The 15,601-nt window shown below is 72.8% G+C and carries 14 protein-coding genes and 1 pseudogene; 3 read left to right on the top strand and 12 right to left on the bottom strand.

Features of this window, described 5'->3' with window-relative positions; translation table 11 throughout:
* Positions 1-51: 51 nt before the first annotated feature.
* The 7 genes from serS to HUT06_RS00900 all read right to left on the bottom strand — a co-directional run bounded on the left by serS (position 52) and on the right by HUT06_RS00900 (position 7,481).
* Entirely contained in the window at positions 52-1,311 is a 1,260-nt protein-coding gene (serS, locus tag HUT06_RS00930; RefSeq protein ID WP_176193937.1) for a serine--tRNA ligase, read from the bottom strand.
* Between the two features lie 53 nt (positions 1,312-1,364).
* On the bottom strand, positions 1,365-2,171 hold the full coding sequence (locus HUT06_RS00925) for a class I SAM-dependent methyltransferase (protein WP_176193936.1): 807 nt from the start codon (positions 2,169-2,171) through the stop codon (positions 1,365-1,367).
* A 14-nt stretch (positions 2,172-2,185) separates the two neighbouring features.
* Complete coding sequence (locus HUT06_RS00920) at positions 2,186-3,805, bottom strand: hypothetical protein (protein WP_176193935.1); 1,620 nt, start codon at positions 3,803-3,805, stop codon at positions 2,186-2,188.
* A 111-nt stretch (positions 3,806-3,916) separates the two neighbouring features.
* Entirely contained in the window at positions 3,917-4,630 is a 714-nt protein-coding gene (locus HUT06_RS00915; protein ID WP_176193934.1) for a DsbA family oxidoreductase, read from the bottom strand.
* Positions 4,631-4,689: 59 nt separating this feature from the next.
* Positions 4,690-5,631 (bottom strand): prephenate dehydratase, encoded by a 942-nt coding sequence (gene pheA / locus HUT06_RS00910; RefSeq protein ID WP_176193933.1) that lies wholly within the window; start codon positions 5,629-5,631, stop codon positions 4,690-4,692.
* Positions 5,632-5,721: 90 nt separating this feature from the next.
* Entirely contained in the window at positions 5,722-6,177 is a 456-nt protein-coding gene (locus HUT06_RS00905) for a DUF4446 family protein (RefSeq protein WP_138636692.1), read from the bottom strand.
* Positions 6,177-7,481, bottom strand: coding sequence for a glycosyltransferase 87 family protein (locus HUT06_RS00900; protein WP_254714906.1), 1,305 nt, complete (start codon positions 7,479-7,481; stop codon positions 6,177-6,179). Before HUT06_RS00900 ends, HUT06_RS00905 begins: the two co-directional genes overlap by 1 nt.
* A gap of 53 nt (positions 7,482-7,534) precedes the next feature.
* Between HUT06_RS00900 and HUT06_RS44265 the strand changes: the two genes are divergently transcribed.
* Positions 7,535-9,784: a hypothetical protein gene (locus HUT06_RS44265; protein ID WP_254714905.1), complete on the top strand. Its 2,250-nt coding sequence runs from the start codon at positions 7,535-7,537 to the stop codon at positions 9,782-9,784.
* 640 nt (positions 9,785-10,424) lie between these two features.
* Here the strand turns inward: HUT06_RS44265 and mptB are convergent.
* From mptB to HUT06_RS00885, 3 genes and pseudogenes are all read right to left on the bottom strand, one after another.
* Positions 10,425-10,826: pseudogene (gene mptB / locus HUT06_RS44260) on the bottom strand (polyprenol phosphomannose-dependent alpha 1,6 mannosyltransferase MptB); the annotation flags it as partial.
* A gap of 296 nt (positions 10,827-11,122) precedes the next feature.
* A complete protein-coding gene (locus HUT06_RS00890; RefSeq protein WP_176193931.1) occupies positions 11,123-11,854 on the bottom strand; it encodes a glycosyltransferase family 2 protein in 732 nt (243 codons plus the stop codon).
* A gap of 193 nt (positions 11,855-12,047) precedes the next feature.
* Positions 12,048-12,383: an STAS domain-containing protein gene (locus HUT06_RS00885; protein WP_176193930.1), complete on the bottom strand. Its 336-nt coding sequence runs from the start codon at positions 12,381-12,383 to the stop codon at positions 12,048-12,050.
* Positions 12,384-12,604: 221 nt separating this feature from the next.
* On the opposite strand from HUT06_RS00885, the gene HUT06_RS00880 reads away from it, so the two are divergent.
* A complete protein-coding gene (locus tag HUT06_RS00880; protein WP_176193929.1) occupies positions 12,605-12,970 on the top strand; it encodes a hypothetical protein in 366 nt (121 codons plus the stop codon).
* 14 nt (positions 12,971-12,984) lie between these two features.
* Here the strand turns inward: HUT06_RS00880 and HUT06_RS00875 are convergent, their stop codons facing one another.
* Both HUT06_RS00875 and HUT06_RS00870 read right to left on the bottom strand, forming a co-directional pair.
* The gene (locus HUT06_RS00875) at positions 12,985-14,103 is read right to left on the bottom strand and encodes a sensor histidine kinase KdpD (protein ID WP_254714904.1); all 1,119 of its coding nucleotides are present in this window, start codon (positions 14,101-14,103) and stop codon (positions 12,985-12,987) included.
* Complete coding sequence (locus tag HUT06_RS00870) at positions 14,100-14,822, bottom strand: response regulator transcription factor (protein ID WP_254715713.1); 723 nt, start codon at positions 14,820-14,822, stop codon at positions 14,100-14,102. Before HUT06_RS00870 ends, HUT06_RS00875 begins: the two co-directional genes overlap by 4 nt.
* Positions 14,823-14,957: 135 nt before the next feature.
* Here HUT06_RS00870 and HUT06_RS00865 point away from each other — a divergent pair, with 135 nt between their 5' ends.
* Positions 14,958-15,581, top strand: a complete 624-nt coding sequence (locus tag HUT06_RS00865; RefSeq protein WP_176193927.1) for a hypothetical protein — start codon at positions 14,958-14,960, stop codon at positions 15,579-15,581.
* Positions 15,582-15,601: the final 20 nt, after the last annotated feature.

Here is a 15,601-nt window from a genome sequence, read left to right as displayed (position 1 = left end):
GGCAGATGCCACAAACCATAGGCGACGCCACCGACGCCGGACGCCCGAGGGTCAGCGCTTGACCGGCTCCAGGACGTCCTGCCCGAGGAACTTGCGCAGCGCCTCCGGCACCCGCACCGACCCGTCCGCCCGCTGGTGGTTCTCCAGGATCGCGACCATCCACCGGGTCGTCGCCAGCGTGCCGTTCAGCGTCGCGACCGGCTGGTTCCTCCCGTCCGCGTCGCGGTGCCGGACCGACAGCCGCCGCGCCTGGAACTCGGTGCAGTTGGACGTCGAGGTGACCTCGCGGTAGGTCTGCTGCGTCGGCACCCACGCCTCGCAGTCGTACTTGCGGGCCGCACTGGAGCCGAGGTCGCCCGCCGCGACGTCGATCACCCGGTACGGGAGCTCGACCTTGGCGAGCATGTCCTTCTCCCAGTCCAGCAGCCGCAGGTGCTCGGCGTGCGCGTCGGCCGGGTCGCAGTAGGAGAACATCTCCACCTTGTCGAACTGGTGGACGCGGATGATGCCGCGCGTGTCCTTGCCGTAGGAGCCGGCCTCGCGGCGGAAGCACGACGACCACGCCACGTACCGCCGCGGCAGCTCGTCGATGATCTCGTTCATGTGGTACGCGGCGAGCGGGACCTCCGACGTCCCGACCAGGTACAGGTCGTCGTCCGGCAGCCGGTACACCTCGGCGGAGTGCGCGCCGAGGAACCCGGTGCCCTCCATCGCCTCCGGCTTCACCAGCACCGGCGGGTACATCGGGACGAACCCGTTCGCCACGGCCGTCTCCATGGCGAGGTTCAGCAGCGCGTACTGGAGCCGCGCGCCGACGCCCGTCAGGTAGTAGAACCGCGCGCCGGACACCTTCGCGCCGCGCTCCATGTCGATGGCGCCGAGGCGCTCGCCGAGCTCCAGGTGGTCCTTCGGCTCGAAGTCGAACTCGGGGGGCTCGCCGATGTGCTCCAGGACGACGAAGTCCTGCTCGCCGCCGGGCGGGGCGCCCTCCTCGATGAGGTTCGGGACGCCCTTCAGCAGCGCGTCGAGCTCCTCGCCGAGCCGGTCGGCCTCCGCCTCCCGCTCCTTGACCTGCTGCGCCAGCTCCTTCGCGCGGACGAGCAGCGCGTCGCGCTCCTCGCCCTTCGCCCTGGACACCGACTTGCCGAAACTCTTCTGCTCCGCCCTGAGCTGCTCGAACGAGGTCAGCGCGGAACGGCGCCTCCCGTCCAGGTCGAGCAGCCGGTCGACGACGGCGCCATCCTCACCGCGGGCGCGCTGCGACGCGCGCAGCCGCTCCGGATCCTCTCGAAGAGCTCGCAGGTCAATCACAGACCCGAGGCTACCGGTACGGGCCCCGCGTCCGCGCGCGCATAACGGCGCTTCTACCGGACGCCGCTCGCCAGCAGCGCGTGCGCGGGCAGCGCGACCTTGCCGCCGTCCACCCCGTAGTCGGCGATGATCGTGTCGTAGGCGTCCTTGATCCGGGCGACGGTCTGCGCGTCCTGCCGCCCGACGATGACGCCGTTCGTGCCGACCTTGGACAGCGCGCCCGTCTCCCACCACTCCTCGGGGTCGACGACGTGCTCCCAGGTCACCTCCTCGACGGCGACCTCGGCGACGCCGGCCTCCGTCACCAGCCGCCGGAACGGCGCCGCCTCCCCGTACTCCATGAACGGCGACTCGGGGATGTCGTCCGGCCACGGCACCCCGGCCTGCTCGATCGCCTCCCGGACGATCCCGAGGGCCCCGCTGCCCGGCATCACCCAGCAGCTCAGCGCCAGCCGCCCGCCCGGCCGCAGCACCCGCCGCAGCTCGCCGATCGCCGCGGCGGGGTCGCTCACGTGGTTGATGACGAAGTTGCCGGCGACCGCGTCGAACGTCCCGTCGCCGAACGGCACGTCCGGCAGGACGGCGACCCGCACGTCCAGTCCGGGCACGTTCCGCCCGGCCGCCTCCGCCATGCTCGCCTCGGCGTCCACCGCCGACACCTCGGCACCGCGCCGGGTCGCCTCCCGCGCGACGAACCCGGGGCCCGTCCCGACGTCGAGGAACCGCGTCCCGCCGGTCACCCCGGCCGCGTCCAGCAGCGGACCGACCAGGTAGCGGGTGAGCCGGGCGAACCCCCGCTCGTACGCGGGGCCCCGCCCGGCCCACAGCTCCCGCTCGTAGAGATCGAAGTCCTTGGCCACCAGGGCAGCCTACGTCAGCGCACGTCCACGTAGTCGGTAGGCGCGTTGGAGGCGATGTAGGTGCTGCTCCCCGGGTACTTCGCCATCCACGTGCCGTCCTTGGACGCGGTGAACGTCTTCCGGAACCACCCGTCGCTTCCCGTCTTGGTGTCGGCCATCCACTTCCACGTGGACGTGCCGCTGGCCTTGAAGTAGACGGAGATCTTCGCACCGGGGCCAGGGTCCACCGTGTCCCGGAAGCGGTACAGCAGCCCCTTGACCGTGATGGTCTTCCCCTTGCTCACCGGCTCCGGCGAGGCGTTGAAGTTGTACATGTACGTCCGGTACTTGACGTCGATGTAGTCGACCCAGCTGATCAGGGGCGCGTTCCGCTCGTTGCCCGGGTAGCGGACGCGCCAGTAACCATCCTGCTTCACGAGCTTGTCGTCGTTGAAGTAGAAGCTTCCCGGCTCGTCCAGGGTCCGGCTCTGGAAGACCGTCCATGTCTTGCCGTCGGGGGAGAACTCCAGGTACACCGGCAGCTTCGCGTCGTCGTCGTAGAAGGGCTGGAAGGCCAGCGTGCCGTGCGCGAGGATCCCATCGCCGTAGGGGAGGGGCTCCGGCCCCGGGTTGAATCCGCTGAGCACAGGGATGTTCCGGACGTTCAGCGTGCCGACATCGCTCTGGCTGCCGGTGAGGAAGCCCGTGCCGTAGTAGTTGGCGACCACGGTTGCCGACGCTCCGGCATTCCGGCCGGCCTTGAAGTACGTCCGGAAGGTGCCGTCCGCCGACGTCCGCACGGATCGGGGATGGGAGTCGACCACCTCGGCGGGCACATGGACCCGGACCTCGGCATCGGCCAGGGGAACCGGTCCTGCGGAACTCTGGCGGACGAGCCTGCCCTCCACGGTCATCTCGGTGTACGGCGCCACCGCCGTCGCCGGTGTCATCTTCGCCGTGATCTGCGTGGCCTGCTGCTGCACGGTGACCGAGGCGATGTGGAACGCGGCGCAGAGCTGCCCCTGTCGGGGAACGTTCACGCTGGGAGCATGATCACCACTCGTCGTCAGGGAGAAGGAGCCGTCCTCGCCCGTTGTCACGGAGTCGTCCGCGCTCCGTGTGGCGACCTTGGCGCCCGCCGCCGGTTCCGGCGCGGCTTCGCGGTACCTCTGCACCATGACCTTGCCGCGCATCGTCACCTTCGAGTGATCGAAGTCGATGACGTCCGGCGCGTTGGCGAAATCGACGACGGTCGTCGTATAGCAATCGTAGAAGCCGTTGTTCCGCGTCACGGTGGCGCCGTCTTCCCTGGTCATCACCACCTCCACGCGAGTCAGGCCAGGGCGGGCGTCGATGTCGGGACGGAACTCCCCCGTCCAGACACCGTCGTGCCCGGTGCCCTCCGCGCGTTCGAGGTCCACCGTGGCGTACGGCTCCGCGTCGGGAGTCAGGTAGTGCATCTTCGCCTGCACGCCGGTGATGGCGCTCTCCGACTGTGCCTTCAGCGTGAACTTCACGACACGGTCCTTGGCCAGCCTGTCGAAGTCGAGCGTCAGGACGGCGTCCGTGGGGTCCGCCCGGGCGGCGGTCGCGGGGACGAGCAGGACCGATGCCGCGAGGGCGGCGGTGGCGAGCAGGGCTGACGATCGGCGCACGGGGCCTCCATGATCCAAGGTGCATGGAGGAGACGCACTTCACATTCGGCCGGTTTACCACGAAAACCGAGAATTCCGGCACGAAATGATCACGAAGGCCCCCGAGCGGGGTCAGTGCTGGCGCGGGGGGACGGCGCAGGTGTCGTCGGTGCAGGCTTCCGCGTCGCCGCCGATGGTGGTGAGGGCGGGGTTGGCGTCCGTCCAGGCGCGGTTCAGGGCCTCCGTGAACGCCTCGGGCGGCTGGGCGCCGGAGACGCCGTAGCGGCGGTCGAGGACGAAGAACGGCACGCCCGTCGCGCCGAGGGCGGCGGCCTCGCGCTGGTCGGCCTCCACGTCGGCGGTGAACGCGCCGGTGGCGAGCGCCTCGCGGGCGGCGTCGGCGTCCAGGCCCGCCTCCGCGACGACCTGCACCAGGGAGTCGCGGTCGAACACCGAGCGGCGGTCGGTGAAGTGCGCCTTGTAGAGGGCCTCGACGACCTCGTCCTGGATGCCCTGCTTCGCCGCGAGGTGGACGAGCCGGTGCGCGTCCACGGTGTTGCCCGCGCGGCCGCCCTCCAGGTGGTACTCCAGGCCGACCCCGGCGGCGCGCTCCTCCATCTGCCGGTTCATCTCGACGGCCTGCTCGCGCGTCATGCCGTACTTCTCCGCCAGCATGCCTGCCACCTCGACGGTCTCACCGGGCGGGAACGTCGGGTCGAGCTGGAACGACCGGTGCACCACCTCTACCTGGTCGCGGTGCTCGAACCCTTCGAGGGCCTTCTCGAAATGACGCTTCCCGATGTAGCACCAGGGGCAGACGACATCGGACCAGATCTCAACGCGCACGGGGCAACCCTTCGGTTAGAGGTTCACCCGCTTGCAACACGCGAAGGGCCGAATCTGTTTCAGCTCGGACGGCCGGTGCGGATCGAGGTGAGCCAGTCGGCCGCCTCGGTGAAGTCGGTGTCGTGGGTGCCGCGCCGGATCTCGGGGCCGACGCTGTCGGCGCGGGGGTAGGAGCCGACGAAGCGGAGGTCGGCGCAGACGCGGCGCAGGCCCATCAGCGCCTCGCCCACGCGGGCGTCGGAGACGTGGCCCTCGAAGTCCATCCAGAACAGGTAGGAGCCGAGACCGGCGCCGGTCGGGCGCGACTGGATCAGCGTCAGGTTGATGCCGCGCATGGAGAACTCGGTGAGGATCTCCAGCAGGGCGCCCGGGTGGTCCTCGCCGATGAAGGCGACGACGGTCGTCTTGTCGGTGCCGGTCGCGGCGGGCGGCGGGCACGGGCGGTGCAGGACGACGAAGCGGGTGACGGCGTCGGCGACGTCGTGGATGTCCTCGGCGAGGATCGACAGGCCGTAGCGGGCCGCGGCGAACGAGCCGGCGAGCGCGGCGTCGTAGTGGCCGTCGGCGACGCGCTGGGCGGCCTCGGCGTTGGACGTGGCGGCGCGCCACTCGGCGTCCGGGACGTGCTCCAGCAGCCAGCGGCGGCACTGCGGCTGCGCGATCGGGTGGGACGCGACGGTCTTGATGTCGTCGATCGCGGTGCCGGGCCGGACGAGCAGCGCGAACGACACCGGCAGATGGATCTCGCCGACGATCTGCAGGGGCTCGCCGGTGGCCAGCTCGTCCAGCGTGGTGGGGACGGAGCCCTCGACGGAGTTCTCCAGCGCGACGACCGCCGTGTCGGCCGCGCCGGTGCGCAGGGCCTCCAGGACGGCCGGGACGGTCGCGTACGGGAGGTGCTCGGCGCCGGCGGCGCCGGGGAGGGTGAGCAGCGCCGCCTCGGTGAACGTGCCCTGCGGACCCAGGTAGGCGTAGCGCGCTGTCCTGTCGTCTGCGGTCACGGGTCCCCCGGGGCGAATGGTGTTGGTGGAGTACCCGAGTCTACTTCCCGCCGGGCGGAGCCTCGGCGTCAGGCGGCCGGGAGCCTGGCGTCAGGCGCGCGCCGAGGTGCGCTCGCCGCCGCCGAAGTCGGGCAGCGGGTCGTCCATCGAGACGACCGGGCCCTTGCCGAGCCGGGCCGCGCGCAGGGCGTGGCTCTCCTCGGGGGACAGCATCTCCACCGGGTGCCCGGCCTGCACGACCTTGGCGTAGGTGCGGGTCTCGGTGCGCCCGTTGATGGAGCTGACGACGACGCCGTCGCCGACCGCGTTGATCAGCGCGAGGGAGAACGACCGGTGCCCGGACATCTCCTTCAGGGCGTCGTAGTGGACGATGGCGAGGTCGCGCAGGGCGCGCTCGTCCACCGATCCGCTGGCGACCTGGAGCTGGCGCCTGAGCATTTCCCCGCACTCGTCGACGACCTGGTTGACCCGGTTGTGCGCGACCACCGCGATGGAGAGGCCCGCAACACCGGCGACCAGGCCCGCGACGGCCACCGCGACTAGCATCACGGGGCGAGCGTACCCACCTCGACCTCCGGTTGCGAAGGATCCTCCAGGGCAGCGTCCGGTTTCAGCCGGTTCACCAGCCAGCCGCCGAGGAGCGCCATGGCGGCGAGCGCCGCGATTCCGAACGAATCGCGCAGGACCTGGCCTGCGAATTCCGCTATGACGGAGTGTTCCGGGCCGATCCACGCACGTCCCCACCAGGGGAGCGGCCACAGGAACAGCAGCCACACGGCGCCCGCGAACAGACATCTTCGCGTGTCCCGTCCATCACCGGCCAAAGCCCCAATGACCGCGATCATCCAGACAAGGTGGTGGATCCAACCCACCGGGGACAGCATCACCGACAGCAGCCCGGTGATCGCGACACCGGCGAGCAGCAGGCTGGAGGCGGCGGGCCCGGTCAGCTCGTCGGCGGCGAGGGTGGCGCGGCGGGCCCACCGGAAGCCGAAGTAGGCGACGGCCAGCGCAAGGACGAGCCACACCGCCGTCCGGACCGGCCCCTCGTCGAAGATCCGCGCGACGATCCCCTGCACCGCCTGGTTGGTGGTGCCGTCGACCGCGCCCGTCCGGTCGCCGCCCTGCAGCAGCGCGCCGAACCAGTAGGCGGACGAGTCGGCGGGCAGCAGCATGAACCCGCCGAGCGTCGCGGCGGCGGCGGTCAGCACCGCGTTGACCAGCGCGTCCCGCCGCCCGGTGAGCAGGAAGTAGATGAGGAAGACGCCCGGCACCAGCTTGATCGCGACGGCCAGCCCGACCAGCGCGCCGCGCGGCCAGCGGGGCGTGCGGGCGCAGCAGTCGGCGAGGCACATGGCGAGCAGGAACAGCCCGACCTGCCCGAACCGGACCTGGTCGCGGACGGGGTCGAGCCAGGCCATCGCGGCGAACAGGACGCCGGCCGTGAGCGGCGCCCAGCGCCCGGTCCGGCGGATGAGGTCGCGGAACGCGAACCACACCACGATCGCCAGCGCGACGTAGATCAGCACGACCCAGATCCACTGCGCGACCGGCCAGGACATCAGGGTGAACGGCACGGCGAGCGCGGCGGCGAACGGCGGGTAGGTGAACGGCAGCAGCTGCGGCGGCTGGGTGAGGAACTCGTACAGCGGCGCCCCGCGCAGCACGGCGAGCCCGCCCTCCCGGTACACCTCCAGGTCGACGAGCCGCTGGTCGGGCGGATTGCTGAGCCACCGGGACGCGATCGGGACGACCGCGATCACGGCGACGGCGATACCGGCGAGCAGAAAGGGCAGGCGCGACCGCCAGCCCCGCCCGCCACCGACCTGATGCGCCCTGGGACCGTCCACAGCCGCAGGATATGGCCCCTGCGCGGTGTTGGCGCTCTTGTAGCCTTGACGCCATGATGCGCCGGGGAACCAAGATCGCTGTGTTCCTCGCGACCCTCGGCATGGTGGTGACCGGGGTCCTCGGCTGGGCTCCCGCGTTCGCCGAAGGCCAGGCGGGCGCGCTCGCCGGTGCGGGTGCCGCCACTGGGCGGGTCGTGGTCGTCGGCGTTCCCGGGCTCATGTGGAGCGACGTCACCAGGGAGAACACGCCGGCGCTGTGGGAGCTGACGGGTGACGGGTCCGCCGCGGGCCTCAGCGTCCGGACGACGCGGGTCAACACCTGCCCCACGGACGGCTGGCTGACGCTGTCGGCGGGGCAGCGGTCCCGGCTGCCGCACGGCGACTGCGCGCTGCCGGCCGCGCCGATCCTGCCGGGGCAGCCCTCCCCCACCGGCCCGCCGCCCGCGGACGGCGCGATCGCCGCCGGCTGGCCGGCCATCAAGAGCGACAACGCGGGCACCAACTACCACGCCGAGATCGGGCTGCTCGGCGACGCCGTCCACGAGGCGGGCGGCTGCACGCTGGCGGTCGGGCCCGGCGCGGTGTTCGGCGCCGGCGACGGCGGCGGCCGGGTGGACCGCTACGTCGCCTCCCCCGACAAGGTCACCGCCGCCGACTGGGCGCGCTGCCCGCTCGCCGCGGTCGACGTGGACGACCTGTTCCGGGCCTACATCGACGCGGGCGTCGACCCGAAGGGCGATCAGATCCCGCTGTCGGACGCCAAGCGCGCCGACGCCGCCGCCGCTGCCGACCGCCGTGTCGCGCAGGTCGTCAAGGGCGTCCCGCAGGGCACGACGATCCTGCTGGCAGGGCTGTCGGACACCGGTGTGAACCCGCATCTGCGGGTCGCCGTCGCGAAGGGCGACGGCTACGGGCCGGGCTTCATGACATCCAGCGCCACCCGCCAGGAGGGCCTGGTCACGCTGACCGACCTCACCGCGACCACGATGAAGCTGCTCGGGCTGCCGCAGCCGAAGCAGGCGGTCGGGTCGGCGTGGACGTCGCAGCCGTCGAAGGCGTCCACGCAGGACCGGGTCGACGCGCTGGAGGACGAGGACGTCGCCGCCCAGGCGATCCGCAACGTGCAGACGTCGTTCTACTGGGTGCTGTTCGCGACGCAGCTCGTCCTGTACGGGATCGCGGTGGTGGCGCTGCGGCGCCTCGGCGGCGACCGGCGGTCCAGGGCGCGGATACTCGGCGGCACCCGCGTGATAGCGCTGCTGGGCGGGGCCGTGCCGGGCGCGTCGTTCCTCGCCGGGCTGCTGCCGTGGTGGCGTGCCGACCATCCGACGCCCGTGCTGATCTGCACCGTGCTCGGCTTCGCGGGCCTGCTGACGGGCGTCGCGCTGGCCGGGCCGTGGCGGCGGTCCGTGGTGACCCCCGCGCTGATCATCACCGGGGTGACCGCGGCCGTCCTCGCGCTGGACGTGATGACCGGGTCGAACCTCCAGCTCAACACCCTGATGGGGTACACGGCGCTGGTCGCCGGCCGGTTCTACGGCTTCGGCAACCAGGCGTTCTCGCTGTTCGCCGTCGCCGCGATCCTGACGGCCGCGTGGCTGACCGAGCATCCGCTGCGGCAGGGCCGCAAGCTCGTCGCGGTCGCGATCGTCGCCGTGCTCGGGGTGGCGGCCATGCTGGTGGACGGCCTGCCCGCGTTCGGCAGCGACTTCGGCGGCGTGCTCGCGATCGTCCCGGCGTTCGCGATGCTCGGGCTGATGGTCACCGGGCGGCGCGTGTCGGCGCCGCTGCTCGGCGCGTTCTTCGTGGCGGGCGCGGTGATCGTGCTGTTCATCTCCTACCTGAACGCGCAGAGCGCCAACCCGACGCACCTCGGCCGGTTCTGGCAGGACCTCATGGACGGGGACGCGTGGGCCATCGTCACCCGCAAGTTCAACGCGATGCTGAACAGCCTCGGGTACTGGCCGTACACGCTCGCGATCGCCGCCGCCGTCGTGTTCCTGTTCTTCGTGCTGGCGCGGCCGACGCGGTGGCGGGTGTCGCTGCTGCAGGGCGCCTACAAGCAGAGCCGGTCGATGCGCCCGGCGCTGATCTGCGCGCTGACCGTCGGCGTCGTCGGGACGCTGGTGAACGACTCCGGCGTGGTGATCCTGTCGGTGGCGTTCAGCCTGGCGACCCCGCTGATGCTCGCGGCCGGGCTCCGGTCATTGGAGATCGATCTGAGGAACGCAGACACGCCGCCACCAGCGCGGCCAGAATCGCCAGAAGCGTCCACGGAACAACGGTCGGCCGAACGACGGTGAACAGCCACTCCAGGTCGTCCGGGAGCCGGATGCGGGCGGGCGCGCGGGCCGGCAGGTAGGCGAGGCTGAGCGCGGCCGTGTGGGCGAGCAGGATCCAGTCGATCCGGGTCCAGGGGAGCAGCGCGAGGACCGCCCAGCCGAACCCGTCGTACCAGGGCAGCGCGTAGGGGGCGACGAGCAGCCACGCGAGGACGAGGGCGGCGGCGACGCGCCGGTCCTCCTCGACGCCCTCCTTGGGCAGGGCCCGGATGAGCAGCACGAACAGCACCAGGCCGAGCAGCATCGCGCCCGTCTTGATGATGTCGCGCTGGGAGCCGCGCCCGAGCGACTCGTCCAGCAGGTGCCAGGGCGTCGCGAACGACACCATGTCGCTCGCCTCCCGGACCTGGTCGAGGGAGTGCGGCCCGGCGAGGAGGTAGGAGACCACGGTGACCGCCGCGGCGCCGCAGGTCAGCGCGGCGAGGTGGCCGATCGACCGCCACCTGCGGCCCGTCCACGCGGAGCGGAGCAGCGCCCAGGCGGGGCCGCCGGCGACGAGCGCGGCGGGGAGCTTGATCGCGGCGCCGGCGCCGGCGAGGGCGCCGGCGGCGAGCGAGCGCACCCATCCGGCCCGCTGCCCGAACGCGGCGAGCGCGGCCACCATCGGCGCGATCGCGAGGACGTCGTTGTGCGCGCCCGCGACCAGATGGAACAGCACGAGCGGGTTGCACGTCCACAGCAGCGCGGTGCGGAGCCGCCGCTCCTCGGTCTTGGACGTCCGGTAGAGGATCAGCGCCGTCAGCGCGAACGCGAGCACGTTCACCACCGACATGACGAACACCGTCAGCCGGACGGAGCCGTCGCCGATCCACGCGGCGAGCGCCTGCTCACCGGTCGCGATGGGCCCGTACACCGACGGCGTCGTCCGCCACTCCTCGGGCGCCCCGGCGACCGGGTCGCGCGAGAGGTCCTCGGCGCTCGTCGCGTACGGGTCGTGGCCGGTCGCCGCCATCCGCCCGTAGGACGCGTAGTTCAGGTGGTCGGTGGAGCCGACCGGCGGCATGCACATGAACGCGACCGCCGCCAGCAGCCCGGCGGCGACCAGCGGCAGCGCCCGCACGCGCCAGCCCTTGCGGACGGCGGCGAAGCACAGCGCGAGGCCCGCGGTGCTCGCCGCGATGCCCGCGACGACCAGGCCGATCACCAGGTACGGCGACGGGTGGACGTCCAGCGCCCACGGCGGCTGCCCCGCGCGGCCCTCCAGTTCCGGCTCGAACACCGACGGGCCCAGCAGGGCGGTGCCGAGGAAGCAGGCGATGCCGGCCCCGATGCCCCACAGCCCGCCCGTCCCGAGACGGGTCACGGGCGGCTGCCGCGCAGCCGGTCCAGCCGCCGCGCCACCGCCGGATCGCGGCCCGCGAGCGCTCTCGCGACGTCCCGGAACTGCCGGCCGCGGTGCAGTTGCGCGCGCCAGTCGGTGCCGGTGGCGCGGTGCGCGAGCGGCACCTCCACCTCCCGCACCCGGAAGCCCTGCCGCAGCAGGTCGATGGTGAGCGCGGTCTCCACGCCGAACCCGGGGGCGAGCGGCAGCGCGGCGTCGAACGCGGCGCGGGTCAGGCAGCGCTGGCCGTTGAGGGGGGCGTCCGGCTCCCAGCCGGTGGCGCGGCGGATGCCCTCGCGCGAGAGCCGCACGACGAAGCCGTGCCCGCCGAGCTTCACCGTCGTGGTGAACACCGCGATCGTCATGTCGGCGTCGCCGGCCCGGACGGGCGCGACGAGCGGCGCGGCCTCGCGGGCGGTCTCGGCGAGGTCGGCGTCGAGGAAGAGCAGGTGGCGGGGCTGGTCGCGGCCGTCGTCGAGCAGCCGCGCCGCCTCGGCGCCGGTCTCCATCGCGGCGCCCTTGCCGCGGTTGCGGCTGTGCCGCACGACCCGGGCGCCGGCGTCGCGCGCGACCCGGCCGGTGCCGTCGGACGACCCGTCGTCGACCACCACCACGAGGTCGGCGCCGGGCAGTTCCTGGGCGGCCTTGACGGTGGCCGCGATGCGGTCGGCTTCGTCCTTGGCCGGGATGATCACCGCTACGTCCTGCATATCGCGATGGTAGTCCGGTGGCGGCGCGGGCGGCGGCAAGGCGCCGCGAACCGTTGCCCGCGCGCCGACGCGGCGACCCCCGGGGTTCACCCGCAGGCCGCCTCCGGTCGAAGGGCGGATGGTCGAGGACGGAAAGGTCGGGCGGTCGGACGGAACGAACGGGTCGAACGGAACGGACGGTCGGGTCGGACGGTCAGCCGGCGTCCAGCACCGGTGCCGCCTTCGTCACGGTGAAGACGGTGTCGAGCCCGGTGACCTGCAGGATCCGCTTGACGGCCGGGCGCGGGGCGGCGAGTTCGAGCGCACCGCCCTGCTCCTTGAGCCGCTTCATCGCCGAGAGCAGCACGTTCATGCCGGTCGAGTCGCAGAACTCGACGCCGCTCATGTCGACTACGACGCGGGTGACCTGCTCGCGCAGCAGCCCCGCGAGGGCCGCCTGCAGCCTGGGCGCGGTGTACAGGTCCAACTCGCCGGTCGCCGTGACGACGGCGTGACCCCCTTGAGACGCGGTCGAGACATTTAGCTCCACGTTCGGCACACTATCTCGCGAACGGCCGGTGGGCCAGGCAGTTCGCCAAGTCCCCTGCCCCGTGGGTGTTTCCTGGGCGTGTCGCCGCCTTGCCAGCCCCGCACGCTTTGGTTACTACGTACCGTGATGTCCTGGTTTCAGACGTTCCGGGGCGCGATCACGCCCGGACCATCTCCCCGGTTCGCCCTTCACGGGGCCCCCGAGTGAGAGAGGCTGAGCGGGTGCAATCGAAGGCCGATCCGAGAGAGACCCGGCTCCGCGAACGCCTGGAGGCGATCCGGACCCGCTCGGCGAAGTCCAGCTCGTGGCGGACGTCCACCCAGCTGCTGTCCCGCCTGGTGAACCGGAACGGCTTCGTCCCCGTCCGGACGCGCCTGTCCCGCGAGGACCTCGCCTTCCTCGCCGGCGCCCGGGAGGAGGTCATCGCGTTCGCCGACCTCGGCGTCCGCCTTCTCGACCTGCACCGCCCGCAGGAGTCCGGCGGCATCACCAGCGACCCCGACCGGCCCATCCGCCGCTGCCGCGCCTGCATGTCCCGCTGGCCCTGCCCCACCTTCCGCACGATCGCCGAGACCCTGGAGACCTGAGGCCGCGCGGCGTCCTAGCCGGCGGTCAGCGGGAGCCTGACCTCGAAGCGGCAGCCGGGCCCCTCGTTGGCGACGCCGATCCGCCCCGCGTGCGCCTCGACGATGCCGCGGGCGATGGCGAGGCCGAGGCCGGCGCCGCCGCCCGGGGTGCGGGCCGCCTCGCCGCGGAACGCGACGTCGAACACGCGCGCCAGGTCGTCCTCGGGGATGCCGCCGCACGCGTCGGCGACCGTCACCCGCGCCTCCCCGTCGGCGACCTCGCCGATGATCTCGACGGCGCCGTCGCCCGGGGTGTGCCGGATCGCGTTCACGACGAGGTTGCGCAGCGCGCGACCCAGCTCCCCCGCGTCCACCTGGACGGGCAGCCCCTCGCGGACGTCGCCGCGCAGCCGCACGCCCTTCGCGCGGGCGAGCGCCTCGGTGCCCGCGACCGCCTCCGCGACCAGGTCCGCGAGGCCGACGCGCTCGCGGGACAGCCGCAGCGCGCCGGCGTGGATCCGGGACAGCTCGAACAGGTCGTCCACCATCTCCGTGAGCCGCTCCACCTCGACGCGGATCCGGCCGTGGTAGCGCTGGACGGTGTGCTCGTCGGCGACGACCTCGTCCTCCAGGGCCTCGGCCATCGCGCGCAGGCCGGCCAGCGGGGTCCGCAGGTCGTGGCTCACCCAGGCGACCAGCTCGCGGCGGCTCGCCTCAAGGGCCTGCTCGCGCTCATGGGACGCGGCCAGCCGGTCGTAGGCGGCCTCCAGCTCGCGGGACAGCTCGGCCAGCTCGGCGGGAAGGCGCGCCGCCGGCGGCTGGAACCGGTCGGCGCGGACGGCCTCGACGAGCGTGCGGTTCGCGGCCACCAGCCGGCGTCCGAGCAGCACCGACACCGCCATCGCGACCACGCCGGCGGACGCCACGACCGCGAGCACGACCGCCCGGTCATGGTCGTTCAGCACCATCATGAAGGAGATCACGATGATGCCGGAGATCGTCGCCAGCACCGTCGCCACGCCCACGACGATCAGCTGGGTGGCGACCGAGCGGCCGCGCAGCGCGTACAGGACGGCGAGCGCCACCGCCGCCACCGTGCACGCGGCGAGCACCGCGTACCAGACGACCCACAGCAGATCCTCGAAGGGGATCACGGCGCGCCCGCCGCGCCCTCGTCCGCCGCGGGCTCGTACCGGTAGCCGACGCCCCACACGGTGACGATGCGGCGCGGGGTGGTCGGGTCGTCCTCGATCTTCTCGCGCAGCCGCCGGACGTGCACGGTCACCGTGGACGAGTCGCCGAACGTCCAGTCCCAGACCCGTTCCAGCAGCTGGTCGCGGGTGAACGCCTGCCGCGGGTGCCGGAGCAGGAACGCCAGCAGGTCGAACTCGCGGGAGGTGAGCGCGAGCCGCTCGCCGCGCAGCTCCGCCTCGTGCGCGCCGACGTCCACCGCGAGGTCGCCGTCGCGCAGCGGCCCGGCCGGGACGGCGGGGACCAGCGCCCCGCGCGCCCGGCGCAGCACCGACCGCACGCGCAGGGCCAGCTCGCGCGGGCTGAACGGCTTCGTCACGTAGTCGTCGGCGCCGGTCTCCAGCCCGACGAGCCGGTCGGTCTCCGCGCCGAGCGCCGTCAGCATCACGATCGGCACGGCCGAGGTCTCGCGGAGGCGGCGGCACACCTCCAGGCCGTCCATGCCGGGCAGCATCAGGTCGAGGACGATCAGGTCCGGCGGCTGGTCGAGCGCCCGGCGCAGCGCGGTCGGGCCGTCGGCCACGCAGACCACCTCGTGCCCGTCGCGGGCCAGGTAGCGGGCGACGACCTCCGCCACCGTCGGGTCGTCGTCGACCACCAGGACGCGTCCCGCGGGGGTCACGGAGTTCACGCCGCACACGGTATGCGCTGGACGGACCATTCACCCGGCCACGTCACCACCCTGTAAGGATTCGCCGATCGCGGAGCCGTGACCTGGCGACCTGCGTGACCGCGTGATCACCGGTTTAATGTCCGGATGGCCCAGACCCGTACCGCGACGCCCGTTGTCGGGACCATCGCGCTCATCCTCGTCGGCGGCGCGGTCGCCACCGGGGTCGGCGCGTTCATGATGTTCTTCGGCATCTACCAGAGCGACCTCCTCGCAGGCTTCCGGCACTCGACGGGGTACTACATCCTGCTGTGCCTCGCCGTGGGCTTCTTCACCGCGATCGGGCTCATGCTCACCCGCCCGCGCGGCCCGGTCGCGCCCATCGTCGCGGTGGTCTCGGCCTACATCGCGCTGTACGTCGGGGCACGGCTCGGCATCCTGCTGTACTCCTTCACGCACGGCGCCACACCGGGCGCGTTCATCGTGGAGGTGCTGAAGCCGCACTTCAACAAGTGGGACCTGCTGGCCCCGCTCATGGCGGGAGCGCTCGGCGGCCTGCGGGTCGCGATGGTCGCGGGCAGCCTCGCACCGCGGCAGCCGTCCGGCCCGCCCTTCCCGCAGCCCGGCGGCTACGGCCAGCCGTACCAGCCGGCACCGGGCCAGCCGCCTGCGCCCGGCCAGCCCCCGGTCCACGGGCAGCCCCCCACCCCCGGCCAGCCGCCCTTCCCCGGGCAGCCGCCGGGCGGCCCCTTCCACGGCGGGCAGCAGTAGGGGTTCGTCCCCGACGTTCT

It is taken from the genome of Actinomadura sp. NAK00032 (assembly GCF_013364275.1).
In the GTDB taxonomy this organism is placed as follows: domain Bacteria; phylum Actinomycetota; class Actinomycetes; order Streptosporangiales; family Streptosporangiaceae; genus Spirillospora.
This window is presented reverse-complemented; position numbering and strand designations above follow the sequence as displayed.

What these genes read in the sequence shown, in the direction of transcription:
- HUT06_RS00905 (WP_138636692.1), bottom strand. Translation starts at nt 6,177, where the DNA reads ATGCTAGTCGCGGTGGCCGTCGCGGGCCTGGTCGCCGGTGTTGCGGGC.
- HUT06_RS44265 (WP_254714905.1), top strand. Translation starts at nt 7,535, where the DNA reads ATGATGCGCCGGGGAACCAAGATCGCTGTGTTCCTCGCGACCCTCGGC.
- HUT06_RS00890 (WP_176193931.1), bottom strand. Translation starts at nt 11,854, where the DNA reads ATGCAGGACGTAGCGGTGATCATCCCGGCCAAGGACGAAGCCGACCGC.
- HUT06_RS00865 (WP_176193927.1), top strand. Translation starts at nt 14,958, where the DNA reads ATGGCCCAGACCCGTACCGCGACGCCCGTTGTCGGGACCATCGCGCTC.